Source organism: Streptomyces sp. NPDC093510, from assembly GCF_040683555.1.
Lineage (GTDB): Bacteria > Actinomycetota > Actinomycetes > Streptomycetales > Streptomycetaceae > Streptomyces.
The window spans coordinates 151,629-175,920 of the sequence record NZ_JBFBEE010000003.1; the positions used below are offsets into that span (position 1 = coordinate 151,629).

The following is a 24,292-nucleotide window of genomic DNA, read 5'->3' on the forward strand; positions in this document are numbered from 1 at the left end:
CGCGTCATGCGGCCGTAACCACCCGTCCGCCGCTAGATCGAAAGTGACTGAGCAGTAGCAGGAGAGCGGCGCTTATGTTCAAGTCTTGAACTCGCTACCCCCGTAGAACCCATAAAACGCTCAGATGAGCCGAGTGAACTCAGATGTGAGTTCACCTCATGAATGATCGAGCAGTGGCACTGAGTGCCACCCCTTGGAGAAGTGCAGTCGGCCGCGAACCGCTCATCTGAGCGCAAGCCCTATCAGGGGTGGCGAGAATCACGCCGTTTGAAGAGGCCGGATGCCGGCACCCGGACCCTCGCGAAGGGGCCGGACCGATCGCGGTGGCATACCGGCCGCCGCGCTAGACGCCCAGCGCGACCAGCCGTTCCTCCACCCGCTCCGGGGCGTACAAGTGCTCCACCACGAGTTTTCCCGCGCCGATCAGCGCGGCGTGCTCGCCGAGACGCGAGGTGACCACCTTCAGGTGGGCGGTGGAGCGGGGCAGGGCTCGCTGGTAGAGCAGCTCACGGACGCCCGTGAGGAAAGGGGTTCCGGCCAGATCTCCGGCGATGACCAGAACGCCCGGGTTCAGCAGGGTCACCACGGTCGCGAGAACCTCCCCGACATGCCGCCCGGCTTCACGCGCGAACCCCACGGCCGCGGGATGCCCCGCCTCCAGAAGCGCCCGCACATCCGAGCCGGACGCCGCCGGGACGCCCGCCTCCGCCAGGCGACCGGCCACCGCGCGGCCGCTCGCCACTGCCGCCAGACAGCCGTACGAACCGCACCTGCACAGGGCGTCCGCGCCCTCGGGCACCCGGACGTGGCCGATGTCGCCGGCGCCCCCGTCGACGCCCCGGTAGACGTCGCCGCCGACGACCACACCGCACCCGATGCCCGTGGAGACCTTGACCAGGGCGAAGGCCGAGCAGTCCGGGTAGTGGGCGCACTGTTCGCCGTACGCCATGAGGTTGGCGTCGTTGTCGACCAGGACCGGCACGTCGGCGGGCACACCGTCCGGCCGTCCGGTGAGCGCCCTGCGCAGGCGGCCCCGTATGTCGTAGCCGTCCCAGCCCGGCATGATCGGCGGCTGGACGACGCGTCCCGTGCCGCTGTCGACAGGGCCCGGCACGGCGAGCCCGACGCCGCACACCGAACCGGCCGGACGGCCGGTCTCGCGCAGCAGCTCGCCGAAGCGGACGCCCAGCTCGCCGAGGACCGCGTCGGGGCCGTCCTCGACGGCCAGGGGCGCCGCCCGCTCGGCGAGGATCTCGCCGCCGAGGGTCAGCAGGGCGGTGCGGGCATGCCGGGTCTCCAGACCGGCGGCGAGGACGACGGCGTGCGTGTCGTCGAACTCCAGCCGGATCGCGGGCCGCCCGCCGAGCGGCGAGTCCACCGGGCCCCCGCCCCCCTCCCGCAGCCACCCCGCCCGGAAGAGCCGGTCGAGCCGCTGCCCGACGGTGCCCCGGGACAGCCCCGTGACCTGCTGCAGGGCGCCCCGCGTGGTGGCGCGGCCGCTGCGCACGAGGTGGAGGAGGTCACCGGCCCCACCGGAGCCGGCACCGGTCCGCGTCCGCCCCTGACCTGCCGTGTGCATGCGCCCTCCCGCGCTCGTCCGCTCCTTGTGCGCCCCAACTTCACGTTACACACGGGGTTTTGCGCGCCGACCGGACGTAACCCTAAGGTGAGAAGAGCCGAACTGGCAGGGCGTCGAGTCTCCCGGGGAGCACCGCGTGGACCGCAGTACGACCACCCGGCCGGCCGCCCACCGGGCCGCCGCCGAGGAGAGAGTTCTGCGGAAACAGGCGGCCGAGGTGCTGTGGGGCAACTGGACGGGTACATCGACCGTCCCGTCCCGCGCGCTCTACCCCCATCAGTGGTCCTGGGACTCGGCCTTCATCGCGATCGGCCTGCGCCACCTCTCACCGCTGCGCGCCCAGGTCGAACTGGAGACGCTCCTCGCCGCCCAGTGGGGCGACGGCCGCGTCCCCCACATCGTGTTCAACGACGCCGTCCCGCCCGGCGCCTACTTCCCCGGCCCCGACTTCTGGCGCTCCACCACGGCGGGCCGCCCGTCCGGCGCGCCCGGCGGCGTGCGGACCTCCGGCCTCGTGCAGCCGCCGGTGCACGCACTCGCCGCCTGGCTGGTGCACCGCGCAGACCCCGGCCTCTCCAGGGCCCGCTCTTTCCTCGCCCGGGCCCACCCGCGCCTGACCGCCTGGCACCACTACCTGCTCTCCAGCAGGGACGCGGGCGGCGCGGGACTCGCCGCCGTGGTGCACCCCTGGGAACAGGGCATGGACAACAGCCCCTGCTGGGACGGCCCGTTGAGCCGCGTCGAGCCCGCGGGTCCGGAGGCGTTCCGCCGCGCGGACCTGGCCTACGGAGCGCCCGAGGACCGGCCGACGGACCTGGACTACGGCAGATACGTGCGGCTCGCGGCGGAGTACCGGGACCGGCGGTACGCGGACGGCCGGGCCCACGGCGCCTTCTCGGTGGAGGACCCCGCGTTCAACGCGCTCCTGATCGCATCGGAGTACGCGCTCGCCCGGATCGAGCACGAACTGACGAACACCGCTGAGGTGTTGACGCGTGACCCGGACGAGCGACGCACGCGCGCCCGGAAGCTGACCGAGACCCTTGTGGCCCGCCTCTGGGACCCGCGGCGCGAGCTCTTCCTCTGCCGCGACCTGCGCGCCCCCGGCCCGGACGGGGAGCTCATCACCGAGCGCGGCGTCGCCGGTCTCGTCCCCCTCGTGCTGCCCGCGCTGCCGCCCGGCATCGCCGCGGCCCTGGTGCGCACCGCGTGCGGCCCGCACTTCGGGCTCGGCGGCCCGGCGCGGCTCGTGCCGAGCTACGACCTGACGGGGCGCGCCTTCGACCCGCGCCGGTACTGGCGCGGACCCGCCTGGTTCAACACCAACTGGCTGCTGGAGAAGGGCCTGCGGCTGCACGGCGAACAGGCGCGGGCGGACGGGCTGCGGGACGCGCTGCTCGACGCGGCGGTCACCTCCGGGTTCGCCGAGTACGTCGACCCGTACACCGCCCGGGGGAGCGGCGCGCGCGGCTTCGGCTGGACGGCGGCGCTCGCGCTGGACCTCCTGCTCGACGACGGCAGGGACGAGCGGGGCGGGCCGGGCGGGCTCTCTGAGGGAGAGGTGCAGGCATGAGCGATCCGCGTCGGCTGCTGGTGCGGGGGCGGACGTTCGCGGCCGTCGGCACGGGCGGTGACATCAGCGGTGTCGGCCTGGCGCGCGGCGGTGGCGCGAGCCCGGACGGCCTCTTCGTACGGGACGCGCGGCATCTGAGCCGCTGGCAGCTGACCGTCGACGGAGCCGTCCCCGAAGTCCTCACACCCGTGGACACGACGGCCGCGGCCACCGGCGCGGCGCGCTGCGTCCTGGTGCCGCGCGGCGGCCGCCAGGAACCACCCGCCTGCACACTCTTCCGCGAACAGGCCGTCGCCGACGGGGTGTTCACCGAGACGCTGCGGCTCCTCAGCAACCGGCCGGTGCCGACGCGCGTGGGTTTCGCGCTGACCGTGGACGCCGACTTCACCGACCAGTTCGAGCTGCGCGCCGACCACCGCACGTACGCGAAGCCGGGCGCCGTCAGGACGCGGCGGCCGCTCGACGGGGGCGAGGGCGTGGAGTTCACCTACCGGCGGGGCGAGTGGTGCTCCCGTACGACGGTGACCGCCGACCCCGCGCCGGACGGCATCGTGGAGACCGGTACCGGTGCGCGTCGCCTCGTATGGACGCTGGAGCTCGACGCGCACGGCTCGGTGGAGGTGGCACTGCGTGCCGCCGCGCAGCCGCACGGAGAGCCCGTCCCGCGCACACCGGAATCCCCGATGAAGGCGGTGCGACAACTCGTCGCGGCTGAGGCGGAGTTCGTCTCGGGTGTCACGCTGCCCACCGTCTGGCCCGAACTCGCGGCGGCCTGCGCGCGCGGCCTGGCGGACCTCGCCGCGCTCCAGGTCCCGGCGACAGGCCCGGACGGCGAGGAGGTGCGGGTGCCCGGGGCCGGAGCGCCCTGGTTCCTCACGCTGCTGGGCCGCGACGCCCTGCTGACCTCGCTCTTCGCGCTGCCCCATCTGCCGCGCCCGGCCGCCGCGACACTGTCCGCGCTCGCCGCCACGCAGGCCACGGAGGCGATGGGCGCCATGGGCGACGGGGACGGCGGGGACGGCGGAGGCGGCGGGGCCGCACAGCCCGGCAAGATCGTCCACGAGGTGCGGTACGGCGAGCTCGCACACTTCGGACAGGTGCCCTTCGGCCGCTACTACGGCTCGGTCGACGCGACCCCGCTCTTCCTCGTGCTGCTCGGGACGTACACGGAACAGACCGGGGACACCGCCACGGCCCGCCGCCTGGAGCCGCACGCGCGGGCCGCCGTCGGCTGGCTGCTCGACCACGGCGGGCTCACCTCGCGCGGCTACCTCGTGTACCGCGCCGACGAGGGCGGTCTCGCCAACCAGAACTGGAAGGACTCGCCCGGCGCGATCTGCTCCGCCGACGGCACCGGTGTGACAGGACCCGTCATGGCTGCGGGCGCGCAGGGGTACGCGTACGACGCCCTGCGGCGCACCGCCCGGCTGGCGCGCACCGTCTGGGACGACAAGGTGTACGCGGACCTGCTCACGCAGATGGCGGCCGACCTGCGGGACCGTTTCCAGCGGGACTTCTGGATGCCGGACCGCGGCTTCCCCGCGCTCGCCCTGGCCGACGACGGCCACCAGGTCGACGCGCTCGCCTCGGACGCGGGCCATCTGCTGTGGTCCGGGCTGCTCGACAAGGAGTACGGCGAAACGGTGGGGCGCCGCCTTCTGGAGCCCGACTTCTTCTCGGGCTGGGGCGTACGGACGGTCGCGGCCGGGCAGCCCGCGTTCCATCCCCTCTCCCGTCACCGGGGTGCGGTGTGGCCGCACGACAACGCGCTGATCGCGCTCGGCCTAGCGCGCTACGCCCTCCACGACGAGGCCCGCGCGGTGACCCGGGGCCTGCTCTCCGCGACCACCACAACAGACGGCCGCCTCCCGGAATCCCTCGCGGGCTACGACAAGGACGCGTGCGCGGTGCCGGTCCCGTACCCGCACTCGTGCGTACTGGAATCGCGGTCGGCCGCGGCGCCACTGGCGTTACTGACCGCGGTGGGCGGCGCGTAACGGAGACGTACGGCAGGCGCGCGCTCTTTACCGGACGCAGGAATCCCGGTCAATGGGAAAATGAGTTCGGGCTGCCGTTCGCGGCATCGCGCGGTGTTGTTTTTCCTAACGCCGCACGCCGCACGCCGCACGCCGCACGCCGCACGCTTCACGAGCCCTCTGCTCGAAGTTGTGTACCTATGCGACACATATGGAAATCGCATGGAGGGCGGTGTCAGCATTCCTGTTGTTCCTGACGGTCCTTTGTGGATGACGCGAGGTATGGCATGGGTGAGGGCAGCAGTGCCGAGGGGCCTTTTCCGCTCCCGGTCTCCGAGGAGCGCCAAGGCGCGTGGATGCAGGCCGTACTGGCGACGGACGGGGTGAACCTGCCGCGCGGGGCGCTGGAGAACGTGGCCCCGTTCATCGTCGACCCCGAGGACACGCTGAGCGAGGCGGATGCCAACGGCGTCCGCACGCTCAAGGGGAACGCGGTCCGCCGCCTGCGGACCGACGCCGGTGACATGGTCGTCGCCGTCGTGCGCATGCACGGGGCCGGGGGAGTGCAGTGGGGCCACAACGAGCGGATCAGCTCGATCTGGCGCTCCATGGCCGATCCGACGGTGGGCCGGAACACCGAGCGCACCCTGGCGCCCGTGCGCCCGTGGAAGGGCGTCGTCGGCGACGGCAGCGAGACGTACCTCGCCGCCCTGGAGAGCACGGTGCCCGACCGGCAGGCGCTGATGATGAACGCGGAGGACGCCGCGAACGCCCTGACGAGGCGGGACCGGGTCCGCCCGTACGACCTGGAGGAGGACCTCGTCCTCAACGGGCAGCAGGAGCCGGGGCTGTATGTGCCGCAGCAGGTGCGTCTGGAAAAGGAGCCGGGGAACGACTCCGACGGGAATCCCCTGTATCCCCGGGCCTATTGGGGATGGATGGCGGTCCGGGGGAACAATCGAACGCAGAAACGTCAGTCGATCTACCGTTTGAGTTCCGGTGAGGTGCTGGCCGGAGTTCCCGTGGAGAAACTCGGCAGGGACGGGGACGACATCGTGTTCGACCCCGGTGTCTGGCTGGCGGAATTCTCCGCCCTGCTCAACCGCGAGTACGCGGAGGCGGGCGACGACCTCGACCCCACGAGCGGGTCCAGGGCCCGCCGGGCAGCCGCCATCGCCGTGGTGGACGCCCACTTGGTGATCGGCACTCCGACCCCGCAGCGCCTCTTCCGCATCGTGCAGATGAACAACCGGCGCGACCACGTGCACCCGCCCCTGGAATTCGACTCGACCAACCGCTCCCGTGCGCTCGGGCGGAGCGTCCTCGGCATGTACGTCGCCCAGCGGGTGATGGACGAGAGGACGGCGGAAGTGCTGTCCGGCCTCGCACCCATTCGCGAACTGCCCGACGCCACCCCCGACATGACCGTCTCGGAGCTGCGGGACCTGCGGTCCATGAAGCTGCTCCAGGAACTGTTCCCCACGGACCCGCACAAGCGGCACCTGCTGCGGCGCGCGCTCAGCGAGAACCAGCCGTCCCAGCTCAAGGTGGCGGAGATCCACCAGCGCGCCCGGACCTGGTCGGCCCTCACCTCCGAGAGCTACCCCAAGCCGTGGAACCCGCGCGTGGGACAGGTCTTCGGCACCAAGGCGCGGGAAGGCCTCACCATCTCCGGACGCAGGCTCCGCGACCTTCTGGCGGCCGCGGACACGGACGAGGCGGCCTTCGAGGAACTGGTGGCCTACCGGGCCGTCCACTGGCTGGCCTCCTTCGGCATCATCGAGGCCGACCGGGGTTCCCTGGACGGCCAGGAAGTGATCGGGGACGCCGGTGAGAGTGTGCGCCGCTCCCGGCGGACGGTGACGAACTCCCTCCAGGCACTGCGCCACGAGAAGAGCCGCATGATGGCGGTCGGGCTGCTGAAGGCGCTCGTCGCCGCGATGGACGACGGGGACCGCAGGCCGTGGCAGGTCAGCGTCTCGGGGAAGGAGATGCCCGGCCGTGAGATGACGCCGCTCTGGTTCGACATGGAGTTCCCGAAGGGCACGGGGACGCGGCCGCGCAAGGCGGCGGGGCCTTCGCTCGCGCTGTCGACGAGGACCACGGCGGCGGCGCCGGCGACGGTGACGGCGCCCGTTCCCGCTCCCGCTCGGGCGGGCACGGCGGCTGTGGGTGCGTCCACCCCGTCGGCCCCGTCACCCCCGTCCGCCCCGCCCGCGTCGCTGTTCCCCGCGCAGGCCGCCTCCCCGGCACAACCGCCGGCCCTCCACGATCTGATGGACAGGATCGAGGAGCGGATCAACGGGCTGCACGCGGCCGCAGGCGAGCTGAGCGGCCTCCTCGCCGACCTGGAGGAGCGCAGCCGTGAGGACGCCGTCGACCACCCCCTCGCCCGGCACCGCGCCGACGCGGCCGTCCGGCTCCTCACCCAGACCTTGTCCCGGCTCCGCAAGGCCCCCGAGCTGATGGAGGACATGACGGAACCAGCCTGACGGGCGCGACTCCATCCGTCGCGTCCCCGCCACGATCAGTCGTCGATCCCCGACCGCTCCACCCCCGCCACGATCCACCGCTGGAAGAACAGGAACACCACGAGCAGCGGCACGATCGAGACGGCCGCCGCCATGAACAGTTCGTGGAGGCGGATGACCTGGGACGTGGTGAAGGTGGCCAGGGCCACCTGGACCGTCCACGCGTCGCGGTCCTGGCCGATGACCAGGGGCCACAGGAAGGAGTTCCACGCGCCGATGAACACGATCGTGCCGACGGCGGCGAAGACGGGGCGGGAGTTCGGGACGACGATCCGCCAGTACGTACGCCAGTGGCCGAGCCCGTCCACCCGGGCCGCGTCCTCCAGCTCCCGGGGAAAACCCAGGAAGTACTGGCGGAAGATGAAGCAGGCGAAGGCCGAGAACAGGGTCGGGACGATCAGGCCGCGCAGGGTGGAGACCCAGCCGAGCGAGGAGACCAGGACGAAGCTCGGGACGAACGTGACGGCGGCCGGGACCATCATCGTGCCGAGGATCGCGTAGAAGACCTTGTCGGCATGGCGGTAGGGGATGCGCGCCAGGCCGTACCCGGCGAGCGAGGCGAGGACGAGCGTGCCGAGCGTCGTCGCGACGGCGATCAGCGACGAGTTGAGCAGGGCGCGGGCCATCGGCACGGCCGGGTCGTCGAAGAGTTCGGAGAAGTTCGACCAGTGCAGCGTCGAGGGGAAGAACGTCCAGTCGGGGGACGTGATGTCGTCCTCGGACGCGAGACCGTTGCGTACGAGGAGGTAGAAGGGGATCAGGAACAGCAGCGCGAGGGCGACGAGCAGCACGGCTCGCAGCGCGCGGCCCACCCGGACCACGGCGTCGTCCACGGGCCTGTTCGCGGGGGGCTTCGCAGGAGCGGTCATGGTCCTCAGTCCTCCTTCCTGCCGAGGCCGAACCAGCGCGCCTGGCCGATCGTCACCACCGCGATGATCAGCGCGAGCAGGACCGCGCCCGCGCTGCCGAGGCCGAGGTTCTGCTCGCGGCCGAGCGCCGTGTAGTAGAGGTAGACGAGCGGCGGGCGGGCGTGGGGCGGGTAGCCGCTGGAGGTGGAGAGCAGGTTGTAGAACTCGTCGAAGGCCTGGAAGGCGTTGATGACGAGGAGCAGCGTGACGGCCACCGAGGTGGCGCGCAGCTGCGGGAGCGTGATGTGGCGCAGGACCTGCCAGCCGGGCCGCGCCCCGTCCACGGCGGCCGCCTCGTAGAGGGTGGGGGAGATCCGTTGGAGGCCCGCGAGGAACAGGATCATGTAGAAGCCCGCCTGGAGCCAGAGCCGCACGGTGACGATGACCAGCCAGTACCAGGGCGGTTCCGTGGTCGAGAGCCAGGCGGTCTGGTCGGCGCCGAACCAGCCGAGGACGGTGTTGGCGAGCCCGAACCGCACCCCGTTGAAGATCGACAGCTTCCAGATGAGCGCCGCCACGACGTAACTGCACGCTGCCGGGAGGAAGAAGACCGAGCGGAAGAACGCCTGGGCGCGACGCAGGCGGTTCACCATCAGGGCGAGCGCGAGCGACAGGACGAAGGTGGTCGGGACGATGAACGCCGAGAAGACCGCGAAGGTGACGAGGCTGTCGGTGAACGCCTCGTTCCGCAGCATCGACGTGTAGTTGTCGAAGCCGATGAAGTCGTCGGGTGAGACCGTGTTGTGGGCGTCGAAGAAGCTGAGGTAGACGCTCCAGGCGAGCGGCACGTACGTGAAGAGGACAAGGCCGAGCGCGAAGGGGCCGACGAACACCCAGAACCAGAGGGTGCGGTTCTGGGTTCCCAGGAGCCGGCTCCTGACGGGGGCGCGGCTCACGACTTCGCGGCTCATGACGTCGCGGCTCACGACTTCTTCTTGACCCGGTCCAGCTCCGCCCGCACCTTCCGTACGACGGACTTCACCTCGCTCTCCGGATTCGCGCCGGACTTGATGATCCGGCTCAGCGCGTCCTGGTACGCGGTGCGGCTCGCCGGCGTCCACAGCAGCGGCTCGGAGTAGCCGTACTCGGTGGAGTAGCGCACGGCGTCCGCCGCCGGGCCCTCCTTCAGCTTGTCGGCCTTCTTCGCCAGGGAGAGTCTCGCCGGGATGTGGAAGCCATAGGAGAGCGCGAAGTCCTCCTGATGTTCGGTCTTCTCGATCCACAGCCACTTGAGGAAGTCCTTCGCCTCCTCCTTGTGGTCGCTGCGGGCGCTCACCGCCGCGCCGTACGACCCGACGGGCAGCGACGGCTTGCCGCCCGGCCCGTCGGCGGGCAGCGCCAGCACGCCGAAGTCGTCGCCCAGCTCCTTCTGCACGGCGGGCAGCGCCCACAGGCCGCACCACTGCATGGCGGTCAGCTCCTGAAGGAACGCCGACGGGTCCGACCAGTCGGCGGGCGCGCCCAGCAGCAGCGACTTGTCGGCGTACAGCTGACGCAGCTTGCCCAGGGTGCGGGCGGCCGCCGGGTCGTCGAAGCCGACCTCGCCGTCCTCGGTGACGGAGGAGAGGCCCGCCGCGTACAGGGGCGTGACGCCGAGGGCGCCCACGCCGCCGTCGTTGCCGAGGAAGAGGCCCTTCACGTCCTTGGTGGTGAGTGCCTTCGCCGTGTCGACCAGTTCGTCCAGGGTCTTCGGCGGCCGCAGTCCCGCGTCGTCGAGCAGGCTCTTGCGGTAGTAGAGCAGGTGCATGTCGACGACCTGCGGGATCGCCCAGATCTTCCCGTCGTACGTCTTGGGGGCGAGCACCGCCGGGTTGAAGTCGTCCTTCACGCCGTCGAACAGGCCGGTGAGGTCGACGACCTGGCCGCCCCGGATCTGGTCCAGGGACGGACCGTTGACCTCGAAGACGTCGGGCCCCGAGTCGGTGAGCAGCGCCGCCGCGGTCTGCTCGTCGTAGTTGCCGGGCCGCCACTGGACGCTGACGTCCGCCTTCTTGTACGCGGCGGCGTACCGCTTCACGGCCTGTTCGGTGCCCGGCTCGCCGTACTGGTGGTACCACTGCGCGAGCCGGGGTCCCTTGCCGCCCGAGCCGCCGCCGTCGCGCCCTGTGTTGGAACCGCACGCGGTGAGCAGTCCGAGCGCGGTGCCCGAGGCGCCCGTCCCGAGCAGTGTCCTGCGGCTGATGGCCATGCTGGTCGTCCCCCTGCGTGACGTAGGTGTGTGCCGGGCCCAACGATCAACCATGCAGAGGGATTACGACAGGGGTGTTGCGGCCGAGTGTCGGCCCGCCGGGGCTCCGTGAATCCGTCAGTGCTCCGTAAAGGAGGACCCATCGTGTGTATGCACCACGTCAAGGACACCGCCGTGGCCCGGCAGACGTTCTACGGTGCCGCACATGGGACACAACAGGACGAGACAGGGCGTCGCACGGGCCGGGGCGGGCGAGCCCTACGGGCGGGAGACTCCGTACGCGACCGTGTCGGACCGCGGCTGGGCGGCCGACGTGCGGGCCGCCGTCTTCTGCGCCCTCGCGCTCTTCGGCCTCGTCCTCCTCATCGACTGGGCCAACGGCACGCTCGACCCCGTCCGCGCCTGCCTGTGGGTCCCGCTCTCCGCCCTGCTCTACCTCGTGCTGCACCCCGTACGGGTGACCGCGGGCCCCGGCTGGCTCGCCGTGCGGGGTCTCGGCCGCCGCAAGCACGTCTGCACCGGCCTGCTCACCGCCGTGCGGCACAGCGGGGGCGTCGCCGCGCGTCTGGTCCTGTGCGACTCGCTCGGCAACCGTGTCGAGCTCGACCCGCAGATCCTCGTCGACAACCCGCTGCTCCTGCACCGCCTCGACACCGGCGCCCGGGCCGCACGGGACGCCGGGCTGCTCAGGACCGGCCACGCAGAGCTGCGACGGCTCGTCGAGCGTGCGGACGGCGCGGCGGCGAGGGGCGTCTTCGAGGCGTCCGACCTGCACTGACCGGGACCTTCGGCCCTGGGAGAGGCAGGCCCGGGGGGCGGACCGTGGAGACATGAACGCCCCGCCGCCCCGCCGCGACCGGCACCTCCGGCACCTCCCGCATTCGGCCGACGCCCCACCCGCCGCCCGTGGCACAGTCGTACGTGTGGACATCGCATCCCGCGCCGACCTCGACGTGCTCATCCGCCGCTTCTACACGGCGGCCTTCGCCGATCCGCTGATCGGCCCCTTCTTCACGGAGATCGCCGGCACCGACCTCGACGTGCACCTGCCGCGCATCACCGACTTCTGGGAGCGAGCACTCCTGCGCTCCGCCGAGTACCGGAGCGACGCGTTCGCCCCGCACGCCGCGCTGCACCTTGCGCGCCCGCTCACCGCGGAGCACTTCGGCCGCTGGGTCCAGCTGTGGCACGCGTCCGTCGACGGGCTGCACCGTGGCCCGCACGCGGACCGCGCGAAGGCGCAGGGGGAGCGGATCGCGCTCGCCATGCTGCGGCGCCTCGGCGGCAAGGACGCGCCGACCGCGGGCGAGGGCCCCGGCTTCATCCCGCTGGCGGCGCTGGAGCTGCGCAGGGCGGCGTGAAACGTGCGGTGCCGGCCCTTGAGAACGGTGCTGAGCTCTTGCGCACGGTGCTGAGTACGGTTCTCAGTTCTTGAGTACGTCGTACCGCACGCCCGTCAGCTCTTCGGATGCCGCCCAGAGCCGTTCGCCGGCCACGTCGTTCAGCGTCCACGCCGCCCGCCAGGACCGCACGGGCGCCCCGCGGAACCCGAGGCGTCCCGGCCCGGTGAACGAGTCGGGCCGCACGCCGGGCGCCGTCGCCGCGTACAGCGTGGGCAGCGCGCCGGCCGCGGCGGACTGCGCGACGAACCGGTTGCCGAGTGCCATGAAGCGCTCGGCGCCCCTGCGGCCCATCATCTTCGGGCCCGCGCTTTGCAGGTTGGTGGAGGCGTAGCCCGGGTGGGCGGCGGCCGCGACGGTGTCGGAGCCGGTGGCGGCCAGGCGGCGCGCCAGCTCGTGGACGAAGAGGAGGTTGGCCGTCTTGGAGCGGCCGTAGGCGAGCCAACGGCGGTAGTTCCGCTCGCCGTTGAGGTCCCTGATGTCGATGTTGGCGAGCGCGTGCAACCCGGACGACACGGTGACGACCCGCGCGTCGGGAGTCTCCAGGAGGCGGGGGAGCAGCAGTCCCGTGAGCGCGAAGTGCCCGAGGTGGTTGACGCCGAACTGCGTCTCGAAGCCGTCCGCGGTGCGGCGGTGGGGGAGCGCCATCACGCCCGCGTTGTTGATCAGCAGATCGAGCCGCGCACTGTCGTACGTGTCCGCGAACTGCCGTACGGACGCGAGCTCGCCGAGGTCGAGCGGCGCGAACTCGGCGCGGGCGCCGGGAACTTCGGCGAGGACGCGGCCGACCGCCGCCCGCCCGCGCTCCTCGCTGCGGCAGGCGAGGATCACGCGGGCGCCGCGGCGGGCCAGTTCACGCGCGGTGACGTAGCCGATGCCGCTGTTCGCGCCGGTGACCACGGCCGTGCGGCCACTCTGGTCGGGGATGTCGTGCGCGGTCCACGCCGCCATGGAAGGGCTCCCTCTCGTCGACTTCTTACTCAAGAGTAAGACCGGTTGCTCAAGAGTGAGGCCGAGTGAGAGCCCATGGGCGGAGGTCGTCCGACAGCCCGCGCTCAGGCCGCCGCGCCGCCGTCGATCAGCAGGTCGGCGCCGACCACCGAGCCGGCCTCGTCGGAGGCCAGGTACAGGACCGCCGCGGCGACCTCCTCGGTCGTCGACACACGGCCGAGCGGCGTCGCCTCCTTCATGCGGGCCGCCCGGTCGGCCTCGGTCTCGCCGGGGCGGAACGACATGGTGGTGTCGGAGGAGCCGGGGCTCACGGTGTTGATGCGGACGCCGTCCCGGATGTGCTCGGCGGCGGCCGCGCGGCTCAGCGCGGAGACGGCGGCCTTGGTCGCCCCGTACGCGGCCGTGCCCGGCGTGCTGGTGTGCGCGCCCAGGGTCGAGCCGATGTTCACGATGGCGCCGCCTCCCGGCTGGGTGCGCATCTGCTTCACCTCGGCCTGGAGGGCGAGCAGTACGCCGGTGACGTTGATGTCGAGCATCGTGCGCCAGTCCTCCTCGGGCAGCTCGGCGACCGGCTGTCCGGCGCGCAGGACGCCCGCGTTGTTCACGGCCACGTCCAGGGAGCCGAAGCGCTCGACCGTGGCGGCGACGAGGGCGGCGAGGTCGGCGGAGCGGGAGACGTCGGCGGTGACGGCGAGGGCCTTGCCCCCGGTCTGCTCGATGAGGTCCGCGGTCTCCTTCAGGGGACCTTCCGTGCGCCCGGCGACGACGACGTTCGCACCCTCCGCGGCGAACGCGAGGGCCGTGGCCCGGCCGAGGCCGGAGCCGCCGCCGGTGACGAGGGCCGTGCGGCCTGCGAAGCGGGAGCGGGAGCTGGTGGCGGAAGCAGTCATGACAGACTCTTTTCTTGACCGATCGGTTCAATATGAGGGCAAATAAAAAAGGGCTGGGGGTGCCGTCCGGAAGTGGCGGGCGGTGGGGCGGCCGGACGTCAGTCGAGCAGGGCCAGCGCCTGCTCCACCGCGTCCCGCACCCGCGCGGGTTCCCTGGAGGCCTTGCCGACCACCCGCACGCCCTGCATCACGACGAGCAGCATGCGGGCGAGCGTCAGCGGATCGCGGCCTTCGGGCAGCTCACCCTGGGCCTGCGCCCGGACGAGCGCGGAGTGCAGCAGGGTCTCGATGTGGTCCCAGCTCCGCTCGACGCCCCGGGCGGCCGCCTCGTCGTGCGGGCCCAGCTCGGCCGCCGTATTGGTGATGAAACACCCGATCAGACGGCCGTCCTCGGAGACGGACTCCGCCCCGAAGCGGCGCACCACCGCGCGCACGGCGGGCAGGGCGGGGCCCGGCGGCGCCAGCTCCGCGAGCAGCAGCGGCCGCTGCTGCTCGCCGTACCGCTCCAGCGCCTTCAGGTACAGCTCGTGCTTGTTCCCGAAGGTCGCGTAGATGCTGGCGCGCCCGATGCCGAGCGCCTCGACGAGGTCCGCCATCGACGTCGCCTCGTAGCCACGCCGCCAGAACAGCTCCAGGGCCGACTGCAGCGCGGCGTCCGGATCGAATTCCTTGGTCCTGGCCACGAGGGGAACGCTACGTCTTTCTGGAACGACCGGTCAAGGCGAATTCCGGAACGCGCGGTCAAGTTGTCAGGCGATGCGGACCGGGTGCACCGCGACCGAGACCTCCTCGTCGTCCAGGCACCGCCCCGTCTCCAGGTCGAACCGCTGCTTCAGCAGCGGCGAGGCGACGAACGGCCGCCCCCGCTCCGTCCCGAGCAGCCCTCGGGAGAGGACCGCGGCGCCCGTGAACGGATCGCGGTTGTCGATCGCGTACGTACGCCCCTCGCGGTCGAGGAACAGCGCGGCCTGCCGGCCGTCGGGCAGCAGGGCGGCGAGGCCCCGGCCCGGCATCAGCTGCGTACGGTCGCAGATCTCCAGCCAGTCTTCTTCCAGGCGCAGTTGGACGCTGGCGGAGGTCGAGCCGCTCATCGTGTGGCTCCTTCCAGGGGGCGGGGGCTGATGGACAGAAGGGGAAGGTCCGGCTTGATCTGGTTGCGCTCGGGGACGAAGCCGACCGTGGGGTCGGGGACGCCCGGCGCGTTCACGAAGGACACGAAGCGCGCGAGCCGCTCCGGGTCGTCGAGCGTCTCGGCCCACTCGTCGCGGTAGTGCGTGACGTGGGCGGCCATCAGCGACTCCAGCTCGTCGCAGATGCCCAGCGAGTCGTGGACGACGACGTCGCGCACGTGGTCGAGGCCGCCGTCGATCCGGTCCAGCCAGGCGGCGGTGCGCTCCAGGCGGTCGGCGGTGCGGATGTAGAACATCAGGAACCGGTCGATGAGGCGCACCAGTTCGGCGTCGCTCAGGTCCTGGGCGAGCAGGTCGGCGTGGCGCGGGGTGGCGCCGCCGTTGCCGCCGACGTACAGGTTCCAGCCGCTCGCCGTGGCGATCACGCCGAAGTCCTTGGACTGGGCCTCGGCGCACTCGCGGGCGCAGCCGGAGACCGCCGACTTCAGCTTGTGGGGCGCCCGCAGTCCGCGGTACCGCAGCTCCAGGTCGATGGCCATGCGCACGGAGTCCTGCACGCCGTACCGGCACCAGGTCTGCCCCACACACGACTTCACGGTCCGCAGCGCCTTGCCGTAGGCGTGGCCCGACTCGAAGCCCGCGTCCACGAGGCGTGCCCAGATCACCGGAAGTTGTTCGACGCGCGCGCCGAACAGGTCGATGCGCTGGCCGCCGGTGATCTTCGTGTAGAGCCCGAAGTCCCGCGCCACCTCGCCGATGACGATCAGCTTCTCGGGTGTGATCTCGCCGCCGGGGATGCGGGGCACCACCGAATAGGAGCCGTTCTTCTGGAGGTTGGCGAGGAAGTGGTCGTTGGTGTCCTGGAGCGCGGCCTGTTCGCCGTCCAGGACGTAGCCGCCCGCGCCGATCGTCGGGGCGAGCGAGGCGATGATCGAGCCGACCGCCGGCTTGCACTCGTCGCAGCCCTCGCCGCCGCGCGCCTCCTCGCGGCCGTGTGCGTCGAGCAGTTCGCGGAAGGAGGTGATGCGCAGGGCGTGGATGATCTCGTACAGCTCCTGGCGGGTCTGCCCGAAGCAGCCGCACAGCCCGCCGTCACCGCTCTTCGGGAGGAGCTGCCCGATCACCTTCAGGCAACTGCCGCAACCCGTACCGGCCTTGGTGCACTTCTTCACCTCGGGCAGCGAGGAGCAGGCGCAGATCTGGTCCTTGGTGACGTTGTGGCAGTTGCAGATCACCGCGGAGCCGGGCAGCGCCTCCGGGCCGAGCGCGACGGGCGCTCCCGCACCCGCGGGCAGCACCAGCTGCTCGGCGGGCACCGGCGGTACGGAACCGGTGAGCGGCCGCAGGACGCCGTACGCCTCGGCGTCGCCGACGAGGATGCCGCCCAGGAGTTCGCCGCCGGGCGCCATCACCAGCTTCTTGTACGTTCCCGAGCGCGAGTCGGTGTAGACGACGTCGAGGCAGCCCTCCGCCGTGCCGTGCGCGTCGCCGAAGGATGCCACGTCGACACCGAGGAGCTTCAGCTTGGTGGACAGGTCGGCGCCGGTGAAGGACGCCTCCCGGGAGGCGATGGCGGCGGCCGCCGTCTGCGCCATCTCGTAGCCCGGCGCGACCAGGCCGTAGACGCGGCCGTCCGCCGCGAGGGCGCACTCGCCGATCGCGTACACGTGCGGGTCGCTGGTCCGGCACTGCTCGTCGACCGTGATGCCGCCGCGCTCGCCGACCGTCAGGCCGTGCTCGCGGGCGAGCTGGTCGCGCGGCCGGACGCCCGCGGAGAACACCACCAGATCCGTGGCGACCTCGCTCCCGTCGGACAGCTTCATGCCGGTCACGGCGCCGTCCTCGCCCGTCACGATCTCCTGCGTGCCGGTGCCGGTGTGCACGGTCAGGCCCATGCCGGTGATGGTCCGCAGGAGCGCGGCGCCGCCGCCCTCGTCGACCTGCACCGGCATCAGCCGCGGCGCGAACTCCACGACGTGCGTGGCCAGTCCGAGGCCCTTCAGGGCGCCCGCCGCCTCCAGGCCGAGCAGCCCGCCGCCGACGACCGCGCCGGTCGTGGCGCGCCGCTTCGCGTACTCCTCGATGGCGAGCAGGTCCTCGATCGTGCGGTAGACGAAGCAGCCCGTCGCATCCTTGCCCGGCACGGGCGGCACGAAGGGGTAGGAGCCGGTCGCGAGCACCAGCGTGTCGTACGCGAAGACGGCGCCCGAGCGCGCGGTGACCGTCCTGGCCTCGCGGTCGAAGCTCTCCGCCGCGTCGCCCACGTACAGCTCGATGCCGTGCTCGTCGAGGAACTCCCGGTCGGTCATCGACAGGTCGTCGGGTGTGCGGCCCGAGAAGTACGAGGTGAGCTGCACCCGGTCGTAGGCGGGGCGCGGCTCCTCGCACAGGACGACGATCCGGTGGGACGTCGTGAGGCCCTGCTCGGCGGCGGCCTCCAGGAACCGCTGGCCGACCATGCCGTGCCCGACGAGTACGAGGGTGGGGCGGGGGTGCGGGGTCTGTGCGGGCGTGGGCATCTCAGCGGCCTCCGTCAGAAGTGAGCAGGTGGAGCAGGGGGCTGTCGTCGTCGGGCAGCTGGTCGTCGGACTCCCACGCGCGGGCCAGCGCGCCGACCGCCGCGAGCTCGCCGAGCAGGACACCGCCGACGAGGCGGCCGCCGCGGACGACGACCTTGCGGTACGTGCCGCGGGTGGCGTCGGTGAGCTGGACGACGTCGTCGTCGGGGCGCGGCTCCGGGTCACCGAAGGCCGCGAGATCCAGCGGGCCCGGACCCGCAAGGGTGAGGCGCGTGAGGGTACGGGTGCCGGTGTAGGGGCGGGCGGCGTCCCGCGCGGCGGGTTCGCGGGCGAGCGCGTCGGCGAGCGCGTCGGCCTGCTCCACTGCGGGTGTCGCCAGGCCGTAGACGCGGCCCGCGTGCTCGGCGCAGTCGCCGACGGCCCGGATGTGCGGGTCGGACGTCCGCAGCAGGTCGTCCACGACGATGCCGCGGCGCACGTCGAGACCGGCGGCCTGCGCGAGTCCCGTGCGCGGCCGCACACCGCAGGCGAGGACGGTCAGATCGGTGTCCAGCAGATAGCCGTCGGCGAGCTCGACGCGGCGTACGGCGCCGTCGGTGACGCCGACCCCGCGCACCCGGCACTCCGTGTGCACCTCGACACCGAGGTCCGTCAGGTGCCGGCGCACCAGCTCCGACGAGGCCGGGTCGAGCTGGCGCTCCATGAGCCGCTCGGCCTGCTGGGTCAGGACGACCTGGGCGCCCCGCTCGGCGAGGGCGCGGGCCGCCGACACCCCGAGCAGACCGCCGCCGATGACGACGGCGCGGACGCCCGGCGCCACCGCCGCGGACAGGGCGAGGCAGTCGTCCATGGTCCGGAACGCGTGCACTCCGCCCGGCAGTTCACGGGCGCCCGGCGCGAAAAGGCCGCGCAGCGGCGGCAGGACGGGGTTCGAACCCGTCGCGAGGACGAGCGTGCCGTACGGGACGACGCTGCCGTCCGCACAGTGCACCCGGCGTTCGGCGCGGTCGACGCGGACCGCGCGGGTCCTGAGCACGGGCCCCGGCGGACTCGGCAGGGCGATCACGTCCGGCCCGTACCGGCCCGCGAGGACCTCCGCGAGCAGCACACGGTTGTACGGGGAGTGGTCCTCCTCGCCGATCAGTACGGTGCCGGCGCCGAGGCGCTGCGCCACGCGGGCGCCGGCCAGGCCCGCGCCGATCACCACGACACCGGTGCCCGGCGCGGGACCGGGGGGTGTCGGCTGCGCTGAGGAGGTCATGTTCAGCAGCATGCGGGCCGGGTGTTACCCGGCCGGGGCCGAGTTGTTTCCCTGGGGGAACGGTGTGCTCAGCGGGGGTCTTTCGGCGGTGTGAGGGGCCGACCCGCGCCTCATCCTTGCCGCAGGCACCCCTTGCTTAACCCCCGTTGAGGTGATCCTCAAGGCCGCCTTAAGAATCCCGGATACGTCGCTGACCAGCCGTTTCCGGTGCCCGTCGACGCCTAGTGTGCCGCCGTGACCACCGACGCAGCCGACCCCAGACTCGACGCGTACCCCGCGTCGGCGGCGTATCCCGCGTACCCCGCGTACCCCGCGTCGGCCGCGTACCCCGCGTACCCCGAGCCGGCCGCGTACCCCGCGCTGGCCGCGTATCTGCGCCGGACGGGCCCGGCGCCGGACACGCGGACACCGCCGATGCCCTCGGCGCCGCCGCCCGCCGCCCCCACCGTCCCCGCCGTCCCCGCCGTCCCCGCCGTCCCCGCCGTCCCCGCCGCCTCCGCAGCCCCCGCAGCCCCCACCGTCCCCGCCGTCCCCGCCGCCTCCGCCGTCCCCGCCGTCCCCGCCGTCCCCGCCGCCCCCGTACCCCCGATCCGCGTCACCCCCCGGACCCTGCGCACCGGCGTCCTCGGCGGCGCGGGTGCCGTCGCCGCGCTGTGGGCCGTGCAGATGGAACCGTCCGCCCGGCTCGACGTGCTGTTCGCCACCGGGGCCCACCTCACGGGGCTGCTCGCCGGGTACGGCGTTCTCGTCATGCTGTTCCTGATGGCCCGCGTGCCCGCCGTCGAACACGGCGTCGGCGCCGACCGGCTCGCGCGCGGCCACGCGCTCGGCGGGCGGTACGTGCTGAGCCTCTGCGCGGCCCACGCCCTCCTCGCCCTCTGCGGGTACGCCGTCCACGCCGACACCGACCTGCTGCACGCCACCCTCGACCTGCTCGGCTACCCGGGCCTCGCCGCCGCCACCGCGGGCACCGCCCTGCTCGCGGCCGTCGGCCTCACCTCCGCGCGCGCCCTGCGCCGCCGCGTCCCGCACGAGACCTGGCGCGCCGTGCACCTGCTCACCCACCTCGGCGCCGCCCTCGCCTTCGCCCACCAGCTCGCCGGGCCCGACGTCGCGGGCGGCGTCCTCACCCTGTGGTTCTGGTCGCTGCTGCACGCCACGGTCGCCGTGCTCCTCGTCTGGTACCGCCTCGTCGTGCCCGTGCGGCAGGCGCTGCGGCACAGCCTGCGCGTCATCGACGTGCGCGGTGAGGGGCCCGGCGTCGTCTCCGTCGTCGTGCAGGGCATCGGCGTCGACCGACTGCGCGCCGAACCGGGGCAGTTCTTCCGGTGGCGGTTCCTGCAGCGCAGGCTCTGGCACACCGCGCTGCCCTTCTCGCTCTCCGCGCCCGTCCGCGACGACACGCTGCGCATCACCGTCAAGGCGGCCGGCGACCACACCCGGCGGATGCGGCGCCTGCGGCCCGGCACACGCGTCCTGGCCACCGGCCCCTTCGGCGCGCTCACCGCGCACCGGCGCACCCGGCGCAAGGTGCTGCTCCTCGCGGGCGGCGTCGGCATCACACCGATGCGGGCCCTCTTCGAGACCCTGCCCGGCGGCCCCGGCGACCTCACCCTGCTCTACCGGGCGAGCAGCGCCGAACAGCTCGTCCTGAGGGAGGAGCTGGAGGCCATCGCGGCGACCCGGCAGGCAAGCCTGCACTACCTCCTCGGCCCCTCCGACGCCGCCTTCGACCCCCTCGCCCCCCGGTCCCTGCGCAACCTCGTCCCCGACCTCACCGACCACGACGTCTACCTGTGCGGCCCGCCGGGCATGTCCGCCGCGGCGACGACCGCCCTCGTCCGCGCCGGCGTCCCGGAGGACCGCATCCACGCCGAGTGCTTCACGCTCTGACCGAGTGCTTCACGCTCCGACCGAGTACCGAACCGCCCCCCTCACGTCACGAGAAAGCTGGTCATGGGACGCCACCGCAGACCCGCCACCCCCGACCGGGGCCCCACCCGCCGGGCCCGCCGCGGACTCGCCGCGGGCCTGGCCGGAGCGAGCGCGCTCGTCGCCACGGCCCTCACCCTCACTGTCTCCCCGTCGGCGCCCCCGGCGCCCGACCGCCCCTCTGCGGACGTACCCGCGCCACAAGCGGCTCCCTGACCTCAGCAGTCGCCCCCTGACCTCAGAAGTCGCTCCCCGACCTCAGAAGTCGCTCCCCGACCTCAGAAGTCGCTCAAGTCTTGCCGTTTCCCACCGATTTCCGTGGACGGCGCGATGATCGCGTCCATAAGGTCGCGATCATGCCTGACATATCACTGACCACCGGCGTCGTCCTCTGTCTCGCCGCTCTCGCGGCCGGGTGGATCGACGCGGTGGTCGGAGGCGGGGGACTGCTGTTGCTGCCCGCCCTGCTCCTCGGGCTGCCCGGCGGCACGCCCGCGGCGCACGCCCTCGGCACCAACAAGGCCGTCGCCATCGTCGGGACCACGGGCGCCGCCGTGACGTACGTCAGGAAGACGCCCGTCGACGTGCCGACCGCCGTGCGGATCGGCCTCGCCGCGCTCGCCGGGTCGATGGGCGGCGCCTTCTTCGCGGCCGGGATGAGCACCGAAGTGCTGCAGCCCGTGATCATGGTGGTGCTGCTCGCCGTCGCCGCCTTCGTGATCCTCAGGCCCGCCTTCGGCACCGCGCCCGCCGCCGGGCCCGCGTCCCCGAAGCGGATACTCGCCGCGATCGGCCTCGCGGGCCTCGGCATCGGCTTCTACGACGGCCTCATCGGCCCGGGCACCGGCACGTTCCTCGTCCTCGCCCTGACCGCGGTGCTCCACCTCGACCTCGTCTCGGCCTCCGCCACCGCGAAGATCGTGAACTGCTGCACCAACGCGGGTGCCCTCGCGATGTTCGCCTGGCAGGGCGCGGTCCTGTGGCAGCTGGCCGGCCTCATGGCCCTCTTCAACCTCGCGGGCGGCATGTTCGGCGCGCGCACGGCCCTCAAGAAGGGCAGCGGCTTCGTCCGGGTCGTGCTCCTGACCACCGTCTTCGGGCTCGTCGTGAAGATGGCGTACGAGCAGTGGGTGGCGTAGGACTCAGCGCACGGCTCAGCGCTCGGCTCAGCGCACGGCTCAACGCACGGCTCAGCGCTCTGGTCGGCGCACCGCTCAACGCACCGCGGTGAGGTGCGCGAAGACCACCACGTTGCCCTGGTAGCCGGTCTGCTTCGAGTACTTCCCGCCGCAGGTGATGACCCGCAGCTCGGGCCGGGCGGCCGCGCCGTACACCTTCTCGTCGGGGAAGTCCTCGGCGTCGTACACCTCGTTCGCGTCGACCGTGAAGACGGCCACGGTGCCGTCCCGGCGCCGCACCTCGATCGTGCGGCCCTTGCGCAGCGCGCCCAGCTCGTAGAAGACGGCCGGGCCCTCCTTGTTGTCGACGTGGCCCGCCACGATGGCGGTGCCGCGCTCGCCGGGCGTGGTGCCCGCCTCGTACCAGCCCGCGAGGTTCTTGCGCTCCGGCGGCGGCACGTCGAGGCTGCCCTGCCGGGTCAGGCCGAGCCCCATCAGGGGCGTGTCGACGCCGATCGACGGGATGCGCACACGGTCGGGCGGGGACGGCGGGAGCGGCCCGGGCCCGGGGCCGCGGTCGTGGGAGGCGGCCGGGGGCTCGGGGTGGCGGGTGCCGGGGCCGGTCGAGGCGGCCTGCGCGGCGGAGGGCTGCGGCGGCGGCTCGGAGCCGCTGCTCAGCAGCCACGCCCCGGAGCACAGCGCCAGGGCGGTGACGGTCCCTATGACGGCGTTGCCGGTCTTCCTGCCTGCACCACGTCGCGTACGGAGTCGCGTACCGATGCGCATACGGCGTCCCCCTCGGGGTCGGGCGGTCCTGGCCCTCGTCCCCCTCCCCGCCCGCGGGGGGACACGGGCCGGGAGGGGGCAGGGACGGCGGTACCGGTGGACAGCGGAGGGTGTCCGTCAGATCCTGTCGCCTCTCGCCCGGCGATGCAGGAGCCAGGTACCGCCCGCGGCGGCGACGGCCAGGGCCGCCACTCCCGCCGCGGTCTGCACGGGGTCGGGGCCGAGTGCGCCGCCGACCCCCGTCTTCACATGTCCTCTGGGAAGCTGCTGATGCCGTTCGCCGGCGGCCGCGGTGGAGGTGATCGTGACGACGAGATCACCCGCGATCCGCTTGCCCTTCGCGCCGGAGCCGCCGGACCCGGAACACGTCGCGACGATCTCGTACGTGCCCGGCTGGGCGGACGGCGGCACCTTGAACCGGCCGGCCGCCGCCTCCCGGCTCTCCTGGTGCGCGGCGGGCGCCAGCGCGAACGGCCCCGCGCCCACCGCGCTCGCGTCGCCCGCCGCGGTCCCGCCGGAGCCGCAGGCGGTGGTGTGCACGGTGACGGTGGAGCCCGGGGTGACGGTGGCGGGCCGGATCTCCAGGCCGCCGGCGGGCGGGCCGGGAGCGGCGGAGGCGGGGACGGCCAGGGCGCCCGTCGCCACGGCGAGAGCGGTGACGGTCAGCAGGCGGGCGTTGCGCATGTGCTCGTTCCTCCGAGGGGCCTAGGCGCGAGCACGGCCCGCGGCACCCCCAAGTGCCGCTGCGTCGGTCGAACCCCGCTCTACCGAGGTAAGTGGCACTCGGCGGCGCACGCCTCCTGATGAGACATCAGAAAGGTGCTCCGGAGGGCGATTCCGACGTAGCGAAAGGAACGTTCCAGCAGGTCATCGGCGTATCGGCGGGAAGAGTCCGAAGAGCGTGGGCGACGCCTGTGAATGGGTGACGACGACGACGGTGATCGCCGCCGGTCTCACACGGAGGCGTCCTGCCGGTCCGCCGGAGCGGCTTCGCAGGGCCCGGTGGCTTCGCGGGACCCGGTGGTTTCGCGTGACCCGGTGGTTTCGCGGGACACGGTGGCTTCGCAGGACCCGGTGGTGCACGGGATCTCCTGCTCCACCAGGCGGCGCGCGCCCGGACCGCGCGAGCCCAGCGCGTCCCGCGTGTTGGACAGCGAGCACCGGGAGAGCGAGAGGCAGCCGCAGCCGATGCAGTCGGTGAGGTTGTCGCGCAGCCGCTGGAGGGTGCGTATGCGGGTGTCGAGGTCCGCGCGCCAGCACTCCGAGATCCTGGCCCAGTCCGCACGGTTCGGGGTGCGGTCGTCGGGGAGCAGGGCGAGCACCTCACGGATGGTGGCCAGGGGCATGCCGAGCTGCTGCGACGTACGGATGAAGGCGACCCGGCGCAGGGTGTCGCGGCGGTACCGTCGCTGGTTGCCCGAGGTGCGACGGGACGTGATGAGCCCTTCGCTCTCGTAGAACCGCAGGGCGGAGGGGGCCACTCCGCTGCGCTCGGCGAGCTCGCCGATGGTGATTTCCTTGGCTTCCGGTGCGAGGCGCTGGGTCATCCG

Annotated in this window: 21 protein-coding genes; 8 read left to right on the forward strand and 13 right to left on the reverse strand. The window is 72.8% G+C overall.

The genetic code is table 11. The annotated features are described in order from the left end of the window. Positions 1-343: 343 nt before the first annotated feature. The gene (locus tag AB0N81_RS05460; protein ID WP_365355913.1) at positions 344-1,579 is read right to left on the reverse strand and encodes an ROK family protein; all 1,236 of its coding nucleotides are present in this window, start codon (positions 1,577-1,579) and stop codon (positions 344-346) included. Positions 1,580-1,715: 136 nt separating this feature from the next. On the opposite strand from AB0N81_RS05460, the gene AB0N81_RS05465 reads away from it, so the two are divergent. From AB0N81_RS05465 to AB0N81_RS05475, 3 genes are all read left to right on the forward strand, one after another. Next, positions 1,716-3,152 carry a hypothetical protein gene (locus AB0N81_RS05465; RefSeq protein ID WP_365355914.1) on the forward strand — a complete coding sequence of 479 codons (1,437 nt, stop codon included), beginning with the start codon at positions 1,716-1,718 and terminating at the stop codon, positions 3,150-3,152. Next, positions 3,149-5,149: a glycogen debranching N-terminal domain-containing protein gene (locus tag AB0N81_RS05470; protein ID WP_365355916.1), complete on the forward strand. Its 2,001-nt coding sequence runs from the start codon at positions 3,149-3,151 to the stop codon at positions 5,147-5,149. Before AB0N81_RS05465 ends, AB0N81_RS05470 begins: the two co-directional genes overlap by 4 nt. A 335-nt stretch (positions 5,150-5,484) precedes the next feature. Further along, positions 5,485-7,620 (forward strand): hypothetical protein, encoded by a 2,136-nt coding sequence (locus tag AB0N81_RS05475; RefSeq protein WP_365355917.1) that lies wholly within the window; start codon positions 5,485-5,487, stop codon positions 7,618-7,620. Positions 7,621-7,655: 35 nt separating this feature from the next. On the opposite strand, the gene AB0N81_RS05480 is transcribed toward AB0N81_RS05475, so the two are convergent. From AB0N81_RS05480 to AB0N81_RS05490, 3 genes are read right to left on the reverse strand one after another with little or no spacing between them, the layout of a single operon-like run. After that, the gene (locus AB0N81_RS05480) at positions 7,656-8,492 is read right to left on the reverse strand and encodes a carbohydrate ABC transporter permease (protein ID WP_365356367.1); all 837 of its coding nucleotides are present in this window, start codon (positions 8,490-8,492) and stop codon (positions 7,656-7,658) included. Between the two features lie 41 nt (positions 8,493-8,533). Beyond that, positions 8,534-9,478, reverse strand: coding sequence for a sugar ABC transporter permease (locus AB0N81_RS05485; protein ID WP_365356368.1), 945 nt, complete (start codon positions 9,476-9,478; stop codon positions 8,534-8,536). An 11-nt stretch (positions 9,479-9,489) separates the two neighbouring features. Further along, entirely contained in the window at positions 9,490-10,755 is a 1,266-nt protein-coding gene (locus AB0N81_RS05490) for a sugar ABC transporter substrate-binding protein (RefSeq protein WP_365355919.1), read from the reverse strand. A 205-nt stretch (positions 10,756-10,960) separates the two neighbouring features. Between AB0N81_RS05490 and AB0N81_RS05495 the strand changes: the two genes are divergently transcribed. Further along, positions 10,961-11,533, forward strand: coding sequence for a hypothetical protein (locus tag AB0N81_RS05495; protein ID WP_365355921.1), 573 nt, complete (start codon positions 10,961-10,963; stop codon positions 11,531-11,533). Positions 11,534-11,678: 145 nt separating this feature from the next. Continuing rightward, complete coding sequence (locus AB0N81_RS05500) at positions 11,679-12,116, forward strand: group III truncated hemoglobin (RefSeq protein WP_365355922.1); 438 nt, start codon at positions 11,679-11,681, stop codon at positions 12,114-12,116. 63 nt (positions 12,117-12,179) lie between these two features. Here the strand turns inward: AB0N81_RS05500 and AB0N81_RS05505 are convergent, their stop codons facing one another. The 6 genes from AB0N81_RS05505 to AB0N81_RS05530 form a co-directional block, all read right to left on the reverse strand. Then, on the reverse strand, positions 12,180-13,106 hold the full coding sequence (locus AB0N81_RS05505; RefSeq protein ID WP_365355924.1) for an oxidoreductase: 927 nt from the start codon (positions 13,104-13,106) through the stop codon (positions 12,180-12,182). Positions 13,107-13,210: 104 nt separating this feature from the next. Then, complete coding sequence (locus AB0N81_RS05510) at positions 13,211-13,996, reverse strand: SDR family oxidoreductase (protein WP_365355925.1); 786 nt, start codon at positions 13,994-13,996, stop codon at positions 13,211-13,213. Positions 13,997-14,094: 98 nt separating this feature from the next. After that, on the reverse strand, positions 14,095-14,679 hold the full coding sequence (locus AB0N81_RS05515) for a TetR/AcrR family transcriptional regulator (protein WP_365355926.1): 585 nt from the start codon (positions 14,677-14,679) through the stop codon (positions 14,095-14,097). Between the two features lie 66 nt (positions 14,680-14,745). Then, positions 14,746-15,087, reverse strand: coding sequence for a nitrite reductase small subunit NirD (nirD, locus tag AB0N81_RS05520; RefSeq protein WP_365355927.1), 342 nt, complete (start codon positions 15,085-15,087; stop codon positions 14,746-14,748). Next, positions 15,084-17,645 (reverse strand): nitrite reductase large subunit NirB, encoded by a 2,562-nt coding sequence (gene nirB / locus AB0N81_RS05525; RefSeq protein WP_365355929.1) that lies wholly within the window; start codon positions 17,643-17,645, stop codon positions 15,084-15,086. The genes nirD and nirB overlap by 4 nt, the downstream gene beginning before the upstream one ends. Position 17,646: 1 nt before the next feature. Next, complete coding sequence (locus tag AB0N81_RS05530; RefSeq protein ID WP_365355930.1) at positions 17,647-18,906, reverse strand: FAD-dependent oxidoreductase; 1,260 nt, start codon at positions 18,904-18,906, stop codon at positions 17,647-17,649. A gap of 234 nt (positions 18,907-19,140) precedes the next feature. On the opposite strand from AB0N81_RS05530, the gene AB0N81_RS05535 reads away from it, so the two are divergent. From AB0N81_RS05535 to AB0N81_RS05545, 3 genes are all read left to right on the forward strand, one after another. After that, on the forward strand, positions 19,141-20,799 hold the full coding sequence (locus AB0N81_RS05535; RefSeq protein ID WP_365355931.1) for a ferric reductase-like transmembrane domain-containing protein: 1,659 nt from the start codon (positions 19,141-19,143) through the stop codon (positions 20,797-20,799). Between the two features lie 63 nt (positions 20,800-20,862). Next, positions 20,863-21,054: a hypothetical protein gene (locus AB0N81_RS05540; protein ID WP_365355933.1), complete on the forward strand. Its 192-nt coding sequence runs from the start codon at positions 20,863-20,865 to the stop codon at positions 21,052-21,054. A 140-nt stretch (positions 21,055-21,194) separates the two neighbouring features. Beyond that, on the forward strand, positions 21,195-21,977 hold the full coding sequence (locus AB0N81_RS05545) for a TSUP family transporter (protein WP_365355934.1): 783 nt from the start codon (positions 21,195-21,197) through the stop codon (positions 21,975-21,977). Between the two features lie 75 nt (positions 21,978-22,052). Here the strand turns inward: AB0N81_RS05545 and AB0N81_RS05550 are convergent, their stop codons facing one another. The 3 genes from AB0N81_RS05550 to soxR all read right to left on the reverse strand — a co-directional run bounded on the left by AB0N81_RS05550 (position 22,053) and on the right by soxR (position 24,289). Continuing rightward, positions 22,053-22,742, reverse strand: coding sequence for a class F sortase (locus tag AB0N81_RS05550; RefSeq protein WP_365355936.1), 690 nt, complete (start codon positions 22,740-22,742; stop codon positions 22,053-22,055). A gap of 117 nt (positions 22,743-22,859) precedes the next feature. Beyond that, positions 22,860-23,426 carry a hypothetical protein gene (locus AB0N81_RS05555; protein WP_365355938.1) on the reverse strand — a complete coding sequence of 189 codons (567 nt, stop codon included), beginning with the start codon at positions 23,424-23,426 and terminating at the stop codon, positions 22,860-22,862. 269 nt (positions 23,427-23,695) lie between these two features. Further along, complete coding sequence (soxR, locus tag AB0N81_RS05560; protein WP_365355939.1) at positions 23,696-24,289, reverse strand: redox-sensitive transcriptional activator SoxR; 594 nt, start codon at positions 24,287-24,289, stop codon at positions 23,696-23,698. Positions 24,290-24,292 lie beyond the last annotated feature (3 nt).